Annotated in this window: 14 protein-coding genes and 1 pseudogene; 7 read left to right on the top strand and 8 right to left on the bottom strand. The window is 68.6% G+C overall.

Going from position 1 to position 12533, the window contains the following annotated elements; all coding sequences use genetic code 11:
- Positions 1-12: 12 nt before the first annotated feature.
- The 8 genes from AC2YG9_RS06990 to AC2YG9_RS06955 all read right to left on the bottom strand — a co-directional run bounded on the left by AC2YG9_RS06990 (position 13) and on the right by AC2YG9_RS06955 (position 7423).
- The gene (locus AC2YG9_RS06990; RefSeq protein ID WP_487297232.1) at positions 13-1242 is read right to left on the bottom strand and encodes an NAD(P)/FAD-dependent oxidoreductase; all 1230 of its coding nucleotides are present in this window, start codon (positions 1240-1242) and stop codon (positions 13-15) included.
- 67 nt (positions 1243-1309) lie between these two features.
- A complete protein-coding gene (locus AC2YG9_RS06985; protein ID WP_487297231.1) occupies positions 1310-1822 on the bottom strand; it encodes a hypothetical protein in 513 nt (170 codons plus the stop codon).
- Between the two features lie 53 nt (positions 1823-1875).
- On the bottom strand, positions 1876-2658 hold the full coding sequence (locus AC2YG9_RS06980) for a succinate dehydrogenase iron-sulfur subunit (protein ID WP_487297230.1): 783 nt from the start codon (positions 2656-2658) through the stop codon (positions 1876-1878).
- Positions 2659-2710: 52 nt separating this feature from the next.
- Entirely contained in the window at positions 2711-4501 is a 1791-nt protein-coding gene (gene sdhA / locus AC2YG9_RS06975) for a succinate dehydrogenase flavoprotein subunit (RefSeq protein WP_487297229.1), read from the bottom strand.
- Positions 4501-4890, bottom strand: a complete 390-nt coding sequence (sdhD, locus tag AC2YG9_RS06970) for a succinate dehydrogenase, hydrophobic membrane anchor protein (RefSeq protein WP_487297228.1) — start codon at positions 4888-4890, stop codon at positions 4501-4503. Before sdhD ends, sdhA begins: the two co-directional genes overlap by 1 nt.
- A complete protein-coding gene (sdhC, locus tag AC2YG9_RS06965) occupies positions 4887-5297 on the bottom strand; it encodes a succinate dehydrogenase, cytochrome b556 subunit (RefSeq protein ID WP_487297227.1) in 411 nt (136 codons plus the stop codon). Before sdhC ends, sdhD begins: the two co-directional genes overlap by 4 nt.
- A gap of 306 nt (positions 5298-5603) precedes the next feature.
- Positions 5604-6722: a cell division protein ZapE gene (gene zapE / locus AC2YG9_RS06960; RefSeq protein ID WP_487297226.1), complete on the bottom strand. Its 1119-nt coding sequence runs from the start codon at positions 6720-6722 to the stop codon at positions 5604-5606.
- Between the two features lie 41 nt (positions 6723-6763).
- Complete coding sequence (locus AC2YG9_RS06955) at positions 6764-7423, bottom strand: hypothetical protein (RefSeq protein ID WP_487297225.1); 660 nt, start codon at positions 7421-7423, stop codon at positions 6764-6766.
- A gap of 89 nt (positions 7424-7512) precedes the next feature.
- Here AC2YG9_RS06955 and rsmI point away from each other — a divergent pair, with 89 nt between their 5' ends.
- From rsmI to AC2YG9_RS06920, 7 genes and pseudogenes are all read left to right on the top strand, one after another.
- Positions 7513-8382, top strand: coding sequence for a 16S rRNA (cytidine(1402)-2'-O)-methyltransferase (gene rsmI, locus AC2YG9_RS06950; RefSeq protein WP_487297224.1), 870 nt, complete (start codon positions 7513-7515; stop codon positions 8380-8382).
- The gene (locus AC2YG9_RS06945) at positions 8379-8756 is read left to right on the top strand and encodes a YraN family protein (protein ID WP_487297223.1); all 378 of its coding nucleotides are present in this window, start codon (positions 8379-8381) and stop codon (positions 8754-8756) included. The genes rsmI and AC2YG9_RS06945 overlap by 4 nt, the downstream gene beginning before the upstream one ends.
- Before the next feature lie 18 nt (positions 8757-8774).
- Positions 8775-9590 (top strand): SirB1 family protein, encoded by an 816-nt coding sequence (locus tag AC2YG9_RS06940; protein WP_487297222.1) that lies wholly within the window; start codon positions 8775-8777, stop codon positions 9588-9590.
- A gap of 79 nt (positions 9591-9669) precedes the next feature.
- The gene (gene gshB, locus AC2YG9_RS06935; protein WP_487297221.1) at positions 9670-10614 is read left to right on the top strand and encodes a glutathione synthase; all 945 of its coding nucleotides are present in this window, start codon (positions 9670-9672) and stop codon (positions 10612-10614) included.
- A 171-nt stretch (positions 10615-10785) separates the two neighbouring features.
- Positions 10786-11823, top strand: a pseudogene (locus AC2YG9_RS06930) (YifB family Mg chelatase-like AAA ATPase); the annotation flags it as partial.
- Entirely contained in the window at positions 11822-12310 is a 489-nt protein-coding gene (locus AC2YG9_RS06925; RefSeq protein WP_487297220.1) for a helix-turn-helix domain-containing protein, read from the top strand. The pseudogene AC2YG9_RS06930 and the gene AC2YG9_RS06925, both read left to right, overlap by 2 nt.
- A 58-nt stretch (positions 12311-12368) precedes the next feature.
- The gene (locus AC2YG9_RS06920; protein ID WP_487297219.1) at positions 12369-12533 is read left to right on the top strand and encodes a hypothetical protein; all 165 of its coding nucleotides are present in this window, start codon (positions 12369-12371) and stop codon (positions 12531-12533) included.

Below are 12533 nucleotides of genomic sequence, written 5' to 3'. Positions count from 1 at the left end.
TTTGGCGCGCTCTTAAGCTGCGACCTCTTTCATGGAAATCGACGCGTCCGCAAGCTTATCAATGTTCACTCGCGTGCGGTTTTCAATCAGTTTGCGACTCATCATGAACTCGGGCGGGGCGTTGACCGCCTCGACGGCCCGCACGATGTCGCCCTGCAGATGGAAGACGGCGAACCTGGCCGTCGACGGATCGCCGCGCAGCAGCACGCGGTCGGCGTCGAAGGAGATGCCCGCGATCTGCAGCTTCAGATCATACTGGTCCGACCAGAACCACGGGACCTCCGGCGTCGGGCCGGGACGGCCGACGATGGCGCAGGCGACCTGCTTGGCCTGTTCCAGGGCGTTGGGCACGCTCTCCAGACGGAACATGCGGTCATAGGCCGGCAGCGGCCGGTGGGTCAGGTCGCCGATGGCGAAGACGGCCGGATCCGCCGTCCTTGCTTCCAGGTCAACCACCACGCCATTGATGCATTCGAGGCCCGCGGCCTTGGCGATCTCGTCGTTGGGGATGGCCCCGATGCCGACGATGACGGCATCGCAGGGCAGGACGCGGCCGTCGGACAGTTTGACGCCCGTGACGTGACCGCCCGCGCCTTCGAAGGCCTCAACCCCGGCCGACAGCTCGAAACTGACGCCCCGGGCCTCATGATAGTCGGTGAAGAAGGTCGAAAGGGCCTCGCAGGCCACCCGGGCCAGCACCCGGGGCTCGCGCTCGAGGATCACCGCTTCGGCGCCCAACGCTCGCGCGGACGCCGCCACCTCCAGCCCGACATAGCCTCCGCCGACGATGGCCAGCCGCTTGCCGGGGCCGAGCGCCGCCTTGAGGGCCTCGGCGTCCGCCGCCGTGCGCAAGGCCATGACGCCGTCCAGATCCGCGCCAGGGATGGGCAGCATCCGCGCCCGCGCGCCGGTGGCCAGCACCAGGTAGTCGTAGTCGAGGGTGGCGCCGTTGCTGAGGGTGACCTGTTTGGCGCCGCGATTGAGCGCGGTCGCTGTGGCGCCGAGGATCAGGCGGCAGTCGTTTTCCTCGTACCATTCGGCGGGCTTCAGGCTCAGGGACTCGGCGTCGGCCTCGCCCTTCAGCCAGGCCTTGCTCAGCGGTGGGCGCTGGTAGGGCACCAGCGGCTCGTCGCCGACCAGCACGATGGGGCCGGTATGGCCGTACTGACGCAGGAACGCCGCCGCCGAGCCGCCGGCATGGCCGGCCCCGATGATGACGACGCGTGAGTCCAGATCGGCCAATCGGCCCTCCTTGGGAAATGCGGGCGGAAAATGACGCCTGCGTCACCTTTGTGCAAGCGGCTTTAGCTTAGCCCGGATGGACCAGCCAGAACCACAGATAGAACAGCAGCCAGCCTGACGTGAAGGCAGACAACAGGATTCTTCGATCCACCCGTTCGCGCAGCAGATGGCCGACAAGGGCGAAGCATCCCGCCACCAGCAGGAACCGGGGCAACCGGACCGGCAGGGCGGCCGGGGCGAAGGCGGCCAACGGGGCGCCGCTCTTCGGGGCGAGCAGGGCATAGACCTTGTAGGGCGTGCTGGTCAGGGGACCTTTCATGGCGGCGATGAACCAGCCGCTCTGGTCGATGTCGGCCTGTGCGTCGGCGATCATCTGGTCGGAGATGGCCGGCACGGCGGCCACGGCGCGATGGACGGTCGCAGGATCGTTGGCGCTCCACAGGAAGATCGCCGCCCCGCCGACCACGGCCCCCAAGGCCGCGAACAGGCTGGCCCAGGCTCCGGCCTTGAGGCCACGGTTCATGGCCACCCAACTGATCAGCAAGTCGGGAACGATGAAGAACAGGGTCGCCTCCGCCACCCCCCACAGGAGGGCGGCGATGGACCAACGGCGCCGGGCGCCGTCCGGCTGGATCAGACCACCCGCTCGGCCAGCATCTTCTTGATCTCGGCGATGGCCTTGGCCGGGTTCAGACCCTTCGGACAGACCTGCGCACAGTTCATGATGGTGTGGCAGCGATAGAGCTTGAAGGGGTCTTCCAGGGCGTCCAGGCGCTCGCCGGTGGCCTCGTCGCGGCTGTCGATCAGCCAGCGGTAGGCATGCAGCAGGGTGGCCGGGCCCAGGTACCGCTCGCCGTTCCACCAGTAGCTGGGGCAGCTGGTCGTGCAGCAGGCGCAGAGGATGCACTCGTAGAGGCCGTCCAGCTTCTCGCGGTCCTCGGGGGCCTGGCGCCATTCCTTCTGCGGCTCGGGCGTCTCGGTGTGCAGCCAGGGCTCGATGGAGGCGTACTGGGCATAGAACATGGTCAGGTCGGGGACCAGGTCCTTGACCACCGGCATGCCCGGCAGCGGGCTGATGGTGATCTGGGCCCCGGGGACCTCTTCCCAGCCGTGGGTGCAGGCCAGCGTGTTGCGGCCGCCGATGTTCATCGAGCAGGACCCGCAGACGCCTTCGCGGCAGGAGCGGCGGAAGGTCAGGGTCGGGTCGATGTTGTTCTTGATGTGGATCAGCACGTCGAGAAGCATCGGGCCGCAGGCGTCGACGTCGACGTCATAGGTGTCCCAGCGCGGGTTCTCCAGACCGTCCGGATCGTAGCGGTAGATCTTGAAGGTCTTGACCCGCTTGGCCCCGGCCGGGGTGGCGAAATGCCGGCCCTTGCCGATGCGGGAGTTCTTCGGGAGCGTGAGCTGAACCATTAGGTGGGTGCCTGAAAGGTTTGAATCGAAGGGCGGGCTGGCTCTTGAGGTCCTAGTAGACCCGGGCCTTCGGCGGGATGTAGGCGATCTCGTTGGTCAGGGTGTAGCTGTGCACCGGCCGGAAGTCGTAGTGGATCTGGCCGGTCGCATCGTCGAACCAGGCGAGCGTGTGCTTCATCCAGTCGGTGTCGTTGCGGTCCGGATAATCCTCGCGGGCGTGGGCGCCGCGGCTTTCGGGACGCAGCAGGGCGCCGCCGACGGTGACCGCCGCCTGGCTGACCAGGTTGTCGAACTCCAGCGTCTCCATCAGGTCGCTGTTCCAGATCATGCCGCGATCGGTGGTCTTGATGTCGGCCCGCCGGGCGATGACCTTGGCGATCCGGTCGACGCCCGACTGCAGGGTCTCGCCGGTGCGGAAGACGGCGGCGTCCTCCTGCATGGCCTTCTGCATGTCGAGGCGCAGCACCGCCGTCGGGGTGCCGCCGTTGGCGTTGCGGAAGCGGTCCAGACGGGCCAGGTGGCCGTCGGTCCAGGCGTCCTTCATTTCCGGCTGGGTGGCGCCGACCTGCATGGTCTCGGCGCAGCGCAGGCCGACGGCGCGGCCGAAGACCACAAGGTCGATCAGGCTGTTGCTGCCCAGGCGGTTGGCGCCGTGCACTGACACGCAGGCCGCTTCGCCCACAGCCATCAGGCCCGGCACCGGGGTGTCGGGCTGGCCGTCCTTCAGGGTCAGGACCTCGCCGTGATAGTTCGTCGGGATGCCGCCCATGTTGTAGTGGACGGTCGGCAGCACCGGGATCGGCGCCTTGGTCACATCGACGCCGGCGAAGACCTTGGCGGTCTCGCTGATGCCGGGCAGGCGCTCGGCCAGGATGGCCGGGTCCAGGTGGTCCAGGTGCAGGAAGATGTGGTCCTTGTTGGGACCCACCCCGCGTCCTTCGCGGATCTCGATGGTCATGGCCCGGCTGACCATGTCGCGCGGGGCGAGATCCTTCACGGTCGGCGCATAGCGCTCCATGAAGCGCTCGCCTTCGCTGTTGGTCAGGTAACCGCCCTCGCCGCGGGCGCCTTCGGTGATCAGGCAGCCGGCCCCGTAGATGCCGGTCGGGTGGAACTGAACGAACTCCATGTCCTGCAACGGCAGGCCGGCGCGCAGCACCATGGCCCCGCCGTCACCGGTGCAGGTGTGGGCGCTGGTGGCGCTGAAGTAGGCGCGGCCATAGCCGCCGGTGGCCAGGATCACCTTCTGGGCCTGGAAGCGGTGCAGGGTGCCGTCGTCCAGCTTCCAGGCGGTGACGCCCCGGCAGACGCCGTCGTCCATGATCAGGTCGAGGGCGAAGTACTCGATGAAGAACTCGACGTTCTTGCGCAGCGCCTGGCCGTACATGGTGTGCAGCATCGCATGCCCGGTACGGTCGGCGGCGGCGCAGGTCCGCTGGATCGGGGCCTCGCCGTAGTTCTTGGTCATGCCGCCGAAGGCGCGCTGGTAGATCTTGCCCTCTTCCGTCCGGCTGAACGGAACACCCCAGTGCTCCAGCTCATAGACGGCGGCCGGGGCGTTGCGGGTCAGATATTCGATGGCGTCCTGGTCGCCCAGCCAGTCCGACCCCTTGACGGTGTCGTACATGTGCCAGCGCCAGTTATCCTCGCCCATGTTGCCCAGGCTGGCGGAGATGCCGCCCTGGGCCGCCACGGTGTGCGACCGGGTCGGGAAGACCTTGGTGACGCAGGCGGTCTTCAGGCCGGCTTCGGCGCAGCCCAGCGCGGCGCGCAGGCCCGAGCCGCCGGCCCCGACCACGACGACGTCATAGGTATGGTCGATGAACTTGTAGGTGGTCGCCATCAGAGGGCCCCTCCGAACGCGATCTTGAGGATGGAGAAGATGGCCAGGCCGCCGGCCAGGACGCAGATGAAGAGGTTCACCAGCAGCGAGATAGTGCGCGGAACCATGGTGTCCACGTAGTCCTCGATGACCACGCGCAGGCCCGAATGCATGTGCCAGAAGCCGACCAGGAAGGTCAGCACCATCAGCACCGCGTTGAGCGGGCTGGTCAGCCAGAGGATGGCCTCGCCGCGCGACAACGGCGCGATATGGATGACGGCGAACACGGCCCAAAGCACCAGCGGGACCAGGGCGATGGAGCTGACCCGTTCGGCAATCCAGTGCGAGGCGCCGTGGTGAGCGGCGCCCATGCCGCGAGCGCGGGAGAGGGGGGTGCGGTACTTGCTCATCCCAGGGCTCCCATGGTGGCGGCGATGATCCAGACCGCCACACTGGCGACCACGGCGAAGACCAGTTCGGCCATGCTGCTGGCGTTGGAGGTCTTGATGTCGAAGCCCTTGCCCGCGTCCCAGACCAGGTGGCGGATGCCATGGGCCAGGTGGAAGAAGGTGCAGAGGGTGGCCACGAACAGACCCAGACGCCCGATCGGGCTGCCCAGGAAGCCCATGTAGCCGGCATAGGCCTCGTCGCCCGCCGCCAGGGTGATGGCCCAGACCGCCGCCAGCAGGGCGGTCACGTAAAGCCCGACGCCGGTGACCCGGTGCAGGATCGAGGTCACCATGGTGATGTGCCAGCGCCAGACATCTGTGTGCGGCGATTGCGGGCGTTCGCGAACGCCCCGATTGGCTTCAGTCATGGGGATTCCGGAAGTGGCGGGTGCTCGAAGGACACGGAGGTTCGTTTAATCCCCAAGGCGCGGGCGTCAAGGCGAGCGACAGCGATTGAGAATGTTTCGCGACTGACCTGTCGCTGCGGCAGCTGATCCTCGCGCCGGGGTGACCCAGAAATAGGACTGGAAATTTCCACTGCCGCAGCCGCGAAGCTCGTGGCATGGAAGCCTCCTTTACCGGGTTTGGGTCATCGCGGGGGCGGTGACCCGAGGCGCGGGGGGAATGGCGGCGGATCGGGGGGGACCTGATCCGCCGCTATTTTTTTGGAGTCTTCAGTCCCGGTCCTGCTCGAGCCAGTCGGCCGACTGCATCTCTTCCAGCCGCGAGACCGTGCGCTCGAACTCGAAGGCGCCTTCGCCCTCGGGGTAGAGGTCGCGGGGAGCCACCTCGGCCAGGGTCACCAGCCGCACCCTGGCCTCGTAGAGCGCATCGACCAGGGTGTTGAACCGCCGCGCCGCCGAGCGCCTTGCCGGGGTCAGGCGCGGCACGTCTTCCAGGAACAGGGTGTGGAAGCGGCCGGCGATGGCCAGGTAGTCGTTGGGGCCGAGCGCCGTGTCGCACAGGCTGGCGAAACTGGCCCTCACCAGCCCGCCGCTGGCCCTTGGCAGATGAACCTTGCGGCCCAGGACGTCCAGTGCGGCGCCGGTCTCCGGTTGGCCGTCCAGCATGTCGGCCCAGAGCTGGTCGAAGGTCCGTTCGTTGTCGGGATCGAGGGGGCTCAGCCAGACGCGGGCGCTTTTCAGCCGGTCGAGGCGGAAGTCGGTCGGCCCCTTGACCGCGACGACGTCCATGCGGCTCTTCAGCATGTCGATGAAGGGCGTGAACAGCTGGCGGTTGAGGCCGTCCTTGTAGAGATCGTCCGGCGGCCGGTTCGAGGTGGCGACCAGGGTCACCCCCCGCTCGAACAGCGCCTCGAACAATCGGCCCAGGATCATCGCGTCGGCGATGTCGGTGACCTGCAGCTCGTCGAAGCACAGCAGCCGGGCCTCGCCCGCGATCAGTTCGGCGGTCGGGACGATGGGGTCGTCGCCCTTGCTCTGGCCGAACCTGGCCTTGCGGGCGGCGGCGTCGCCCTTGCGCCAGGCGTCGATATGGCCGTGCACCTCGCCCATGAAGCCGTGGAAGTGGATGCGGCGCTTTCTCGACACCGAGGCGCTGTCGAAGAACAGGTCCATCAGCATCGACTTGCCGCGCCCGACCGGACCCCAAAGGTAGACACCCTTCTGGGCCTTGGGCTTGCGGCCGAACAGGGAAAAGCCGGGCTCGCCCGCCTGGTCGAGGTCGGCCTCAAGGCGGCTGAGGGCCTCGACCGCGCGTTCCTGGGCCGCGTCCGGCTGGATGTCGCCCGCCTTCAGGCGATCACGATAGGCGGTGCGGACGGAGGACGGCATCGATGCTCCGGTTAGCGCGGGCCCGAGGCGAACGCCAGTCTCTAGGGCGCGCGGTCCTTCGCCCCAAGATCCTTGCGGACGAAGCGGTAGGTGCGCGGGTCCTCGCAGGCGCGGGCCTTCATCGCCCCGTCCCTGGTCCACCAGATGACCGTCGGATACTTCACCCCGTTCTCGCCGACCTCGATGCCGTTGGCCGCCAGCAGCGGCTTCAGGTCCGCCACCGCCTTGCGGGCGACCTCGACCACCGCGCTGCGGGCCATGTCGCCGTCGGCCGGGTGCAGGCCCTCCGCCGTCCAGGCCTCGGGCGGCCTGCTGTTCCATTGCTCCCACAGGGGCCAGCTGCGGTTGATCCACAGCTCGGCCACCGTCGTGCGCTCGGCCGCCGTCGACTTGGGCTGGCCGCCGACGTCGGCCCGGGCGATGACGATGACGCGGGTGTCGACCCCGGCCGCCTGCAGCTTGGGCAGCTCCTCGTTCACATAGCGGATGCAGTCGGGGCAGCTGCGGAAGACGATGATATAGGCCTTGGGCCCGCCCAGCCCCGGCGAGACATAGCCGCTGGATTCGAGGATCCTGGCGATCTCGGCTTCATGCTTCTTCACGGTTTGCGGCCTCCAGCGCGCGTCGAACCACCACCAGGCGAACACCGCCGCCAGGGCCAGCACCAGGATCGCCGATAGCCAGAAGATGAACTTGCCCAACGGCGGGGCTCCTTGCGCGGACCAGAGGAGTCTCTATCCCTTGCCCTTCAACGCGCGGCAAGCGGTCCGCGCCCAACACCGGAGCCCCCTTGGCCGAACGTCCGCCCCCGCCGGCCCTGTCGCAGGCCCCGCTCGCGCCCGGCCTCTATCTGGTGGCGACGCCGATCGGAAACCTGCGCGACATCACCCTGCGGGCGCTGGATGTCCTTTCCGCCTGCGACGTGGTTCTGGCCGAGGACACCCGCGTCACCGCCAAGCTGCTCAACGCCTACGGCCTGAAGAAGAAGCTGGAACGCTACGACGAGCACTCGGCCGCCCGGGCCGGGCCGAAGATCCTCGAGATGCTGGCGGACGGGGCCCGCATCGCCCAGTGCAGCGACGCCGGCACCCCGATGGTCAGCGACCCGGGCTCGCGCCTGGCCATCGAGGCCATCGCCGCCGGCCACACGGTCGTACCGATTCCCGGAGCTTCGGCCCCGCTCGCGGCCCTGACCCTGGCCGGGCTGCCGACCGACCGCTTCATGTTCGTCGGTTTCGCGCCGCCCAAGAGCGCCGCCCGCAAGACCTTCCTCAGCGAAGTCGCAGGCGTCCGCTCGACCCTGATCTTCTTCGAGAGCGGCCCCCGCCTCTCCGCCTCCCTCACCGACATGGCCGCCGTGCTGGGAGACCGCCCCGCCGCCGTCTGCCGCGAACTGACCAAGCTTCACGAGACCTGCGTGCGCGGACGCCTCACCGAACTGGCCGCCGAGCCCAAACTCGACGACCCCAGGGGCGAGATCGTCGTCGTCGTCGGGCCCGGCGAGAACGAGGTCGCCACCGAGGCCGACGCCGACGCCGCCCTGGCCGAGGCCCTGACCCGCCTGCCGCCAGGCGAGGCCGCCTCCGAGGTCGCCAAGGCCCTGGGCGTCAATCGCCGCGAGCTCTACCGCAAGGCCCTGGCCCTGAAGGACCAGCGGTGAACGAGGTCCGCAGCCGGCGGGGCGGGGCCGCCCGCCGCTCCGGCCGCCGGGCCGAGATCTGGGCGGCGCTGGTGCTGATGCTGAAGGGCTACCGCATCCTCGGCTTTCGCCTGAAGACTCCGCAGGGCGAGATCGACCTCCTCGCCCTCAAGGGCCGCATCCTGGCCGTCTGCGAGGTCAAGAGCCGCACGACGCCGGAGGCCGCCCTCGAAGCCGTGCGCATCGACCAGCGCGAACGCCTGCGCCGGGCCGGCGCCCAGCTGGCGGCGAACCGCCCGGCCCTGAAGGGCGTTACCGTCCGGCTCGACCTCATCGCCCTGTCTCCGGGCAAATGGCCGCGTCACATTCCCGACGCATGGCCAGATGGCTATTGAGGCGGCTATTAGAGGGTCATGACCCGGCAGGACGCGGAACAGCTGTTGGCCCAGGCAGGCGAGGCGCCCGACGACGCCTTTCCCCTGTTCGACGCCGCCCTGGCCTGCGCCGTGCACGAGGACCCCGATCGCGACACCGGGCCGGCCATGGAGCTGGGCCGAGAAGCCGTCGAACGGCTGGCCGCCCGCCTCGACAAGGAAAGCCCCGAAGAGGCCATCGCCGAGGCCATGGCCGGCGACCTGCGTCTCGAGGGCGATGTCATCACCTACGACAGTCCCGCCAACGCCGACCTGATCCATATGGTTGAGCGCCGCAAGGGCCTGCCGGTGATGCTGGGCGTCGTCTACATCCACGCCGCCCGCGGCTGTAAGCTGCAGGTGCACGGCGTCGACTTCCCCGGCCACTTCCTGCTGCGCATCGAGACCCGCGAGGGGCCGATGGCCCTCGACCCATTCAGCGAGGGCCGCATCGTCCTCCCCTCCGAACTGTCGCGCCGGGCCCTGCGGGCCGGCCTTACTCCCGACGTCGCCAGCCGGCTGGAGGCCCTGATGGCCCCGGTCAGCGACCGCGCCGTCCTCATCCGGTTGCAGAACAACATCTTCGCCCGCGCCCAGCAGCGGGCAGACTGGCCGGCCGCCGAGCGCAGCGCCCTCCGCCGCGCCCTCCTCAACCCGCGAGATCATCGCCCCTGGCTCGACGTCGCCCGGGCCCGCGAAGGCCAGGGCGCCCTGGCCGGGGCGCTGGAGGCGCTCGGCCGGGCGACGATCCTCGACGGCGGCGCGGCGGTCTCGGCCCGGGCGGCCCGCGAACGCGTGCGGATGCAGCTGAACTAAAGGCCCGCGCAGGGATGAGGGGCTGGCGAAAAGCCTCGGGACCCCTCAAGTATGCCGCACAAAGAAGTCGGGAGCTCCCATGACCTTGCGCGTCGCCGTCCAGATGGACCCGGTCCACGGGATCAACATCGATACCGACACCACCTTCCTGATGATGGAAAACGCCCAGGCGCGCGGCCACAGGCTGTGGGTCTACACCCCCGACAAGCTCTCCCTGGAGGAGGGCCGGGTCATCGCCCGCGCCATTCCGGTGACCATCCGCCGCGAGAAGGGCAACCACGTCACCGCCGGCGAGCCGGTCCTGCTCGACCTCGGGAGCGACATCGATGTCGTCCTGATGCGCCAGGATCCGCCCTTCGACATGGCCTACATCACCGCCACCCATTTCCTCGACGCCGTCCATCCCAGGACCCTGGTGGTCAACAACCCGACCGAGGTGCGCAACGCGCCCGAGAAGCTCTACGTCACCACCTTCCCGGGGGTGCAGCCGCCGACCCTGATCACCAGCGACGTCGACGCCATCCACGACTTCCAGGCCCGCCACGGCGATATCGTGCTGAAGCCCCTCTATGGCGGCGGCGGCTCGGGCGTGGTGCGGCTGAAGAAGGGCGACCCCAACCTCGACGCCCTGCTCGAACTTCACGCCCTGATCGGCCGCGAGCAGGTCATCGCCCAGGCCTTCATCCCGGCCGTCAGCAAGGGCGACAAGCGCATCCTGCTGGTTGACGGCGAGCCGGTCGGGGCGATCAACCGCGTCCCCGCCGACGGCCAGGTGCGTTCCAACCTGGCGCGCGGCGGCCGGGCCGAGGCGGTCGAGCTGACGGCGCGGGACCGCGAACTCTGCGCCATCATCGGCCCGGACCTGAAGAAGCGCGGCCTGCTGTTCGTGGGCATCGACGTGATCGGCGACTACCTCACCGAGATCAACGTCACCTCCCCGACCGGAGCCCAGCAGCTGAAGCGGTTCGGCGGCCCGGACGTGACGGCGGCCATGTGGGACCGTATCGAGGCCCTCCGCGCCTGACCCCCGATTGACACCGGTGTTCCCCCATCTCAGCTTGTGACAGCTAGGTGACTGTTTGCGCTCAACTTCTCGACTGGTTCTATATTTGTTCTTGCTTTGAGCCCGATCTCGTGCTGCAGTTGTGGATAAGTGGCATAACTTCAACGACTTAAAGCACGGGCGGGGTGGAACATGGTCGCCAAGGTCGTCACCGTCGCCTTTGAGGGGGTCGAGGCCCGGCGGGTCGATGTCGAAGTCCAGCTGACCGGCGGGCTTACGGCGTTCGTCGTTGTGGGGCTCGGCGACAAGGCGGTGGGCGAGAGCCGCGAGCGGGTGCGCGGCGCATTCGCGGGCCTTGGGCTCTCCATGCCGTCGCGCCGGCTGATCGCCAATCTGGCTCCCGCCGATCTGCCCAAGGAGGGCAGTCACTACGATCTGCCGATCGCCCTGGCGCTGCTGGCGGCCATGGGCGTCATCCCGCAGGACGCCCTGGAGGGGTGGGCGGCGATGGGCGAGCTGTCGATGGACGGGACGATCTCGCCGGTGGCCGGAGCGCTGCCGGCCGCCATCGCCGTGGGCGCCATGGGCCTGGGCCTGATCTGCCCCGAGGCCTGCGGGCCGGAGGCGGCCTGGGCGGGCGAGACCCGGATCCTGGCGCCGCGCTCCCTGATCGGCCTTATCAACCACTTCCGGGGCACGCAGATCATGGCCGCGCCGCGCCCGGGCGACGTGATCCAGTCCAGCGGCGGACCCGACCTGCGGGATGTGAAGGGTCAGGAACAGGCCAAGCGGGCGCTCGAGATCGCCGCCGCCGGGGGCCACAACCTCTGCTTCGTCGGCCCGCCGGGTTCGGGCAAGTCGATGCTGGCCCAGCGGCTGCCGGGGCTGTTGCCGCCGCTGACCGCCGCCGAACTGCTCGAAACCAGCATGGTCCATTCGGTGGCTGGCCTGATCGCCAAGGGGACCCTGACCCGCGACCGGCCCTTCCGCAGCCCGCACCACAGCGCCAGCATGGCCGCCCTGACCGGCGGCGGCATCAAGGCCAAGCCGGGCGAGGTCAGCCTGGCCCACAACGGCGTCCTCTTCCTGGACGAACTGCCCGAGTTCGGGGTCCAAGCGCTCGACAGCTTGCGCCAGCCGCTGGAGACCGGCGAGGTCATGGTCGCCCGCGCCAACTTCCACATCCGCTATCCGGCCCGCGTCCAGCTGGTCGCCGCCATGAACCCGTGTGATCGCGTTGCCTATTTGCCAAGGGGGCGTGCCGGTCTGCTTGCGAGCCGCCAAGCCCGAGGACCCGAACCTGCAAGGGGCCTCACTAGCTGCGCAGCTGCGGCGGCGGCGCCGCGAGCTCCGGCTGCGTAGGATAGATGCGGCGCCGCTCCTGGGTGTCGTTGTTGAGACTCTTGGGAACTGGGAGAACGGACGTACCGAGCCCGAGGATCGCCTCTATCCGGCCGTCGTTCGATACCTCGGATATGAACCTTGGCCTGAGCCGGCATCCTTAGGCGAAAAGCTGCGCGCCCAGCGCCGGAGGCGCGGACTGTCCATCAAGAGCGCTGCGGCTGCCGTGGGGGTGGAGGAAGGCACGTTCGGCCGATGGGAGTCAGGAGCCTGGAAGCCACAATCACGGTTTCTCCCCGCCCTCGACCAGTTTCTCACGGAGCGCGTGGTTTGCCGCCTGACGGGACGCACTGCCAAGGATGCAGGTGAAAGTTGAGCCGTGGACTCCTCCGCGTTCCTCGGCTTACGGTGGGACAAAAGGAGGGGGTGGACGAATGAGCGAAGCGGAATCAAGCGAGGATCAGGCTCAGAACCGGATCATCGAACAGATCGTCGAGTTACAGCGCGAGTTCTCAGCCGAGAACAAGGGCAAGGACACCGAACGCAAGAGACGCCTGCGGGACATAATCGAGCGCGCTACCACGAAGGCAGGCGCTTGA

The sequence above is a fragment of the Caulobacter sp. SRI_014 genome (assembly GCF_057586315.1).
Note: the sequence above shows the minus strand (reverse complement) of the source record. Positions and strands in the feature narration are given on the sequence as shown.

What these genes read in the sequence shown, in the direction of transcription:
- zapE (WP_487297226.1), bottom strand. Translation starts at nt 6,722, where the DNA reads ATGCCGTCCTCCGTCCGCACCGCCTATCGTGATCGCCTGAAGGCGGGC.
- gshB (WP_487297221.1), top strand. Translation starts at nt 9,670, where the DNA reads ATGACCTTGCGCGTCGCCGTCCAGATGGACCCGGTCCACGGGATCAAC.
- sdhA (WP_487297229.1), bottom strand. Translation starts at nt 4,501, where the DNA reads ATGGCGACCACCTACAAGTTCATCGACCATACCTATGACGTCGTCGTG.
- AC2YG9_RS06980 (WP_487297230.1), bottom strand. Translation starts at nt 2,658, where the DNA reads ATGGTTCAGCTCACGCTCCCGAAGAACTCCCGCATCGGCAAGGGCCGG.
- AC2YG9_RS06940 (WP_487297222.1), top strand. Translation starts at nt 8,775, where the DNA reads ATGACCCGGCAGGACGCGGAACAGCTGTTGGCCCAGGCAGGCGAGGCG.
- AC2YG9_RS06920 (WP_487297219.1), top strand. Translation starts at nt 12,369, where the DNA reads ATGAGCGAAGCGGAATCAAGCGAGGATCAGGCTCAGAACCGGATCATC.
- sdhC (WP_487297227.1), bottom strand. Translation starts at nt 5,297, where the DNA reads ATGACTGAAGCCAATCGGGGCGTTCGCGAACGCCCGCAATCGCCGCAC.
- sdhD (WP_487297228.1), bottom strand. Translation starts at nt 4,890, where the DNA reads ATGAGCAAGTACCGCACCCCCCTCTCCCGCGCTCGCGGCATGGGCGCC.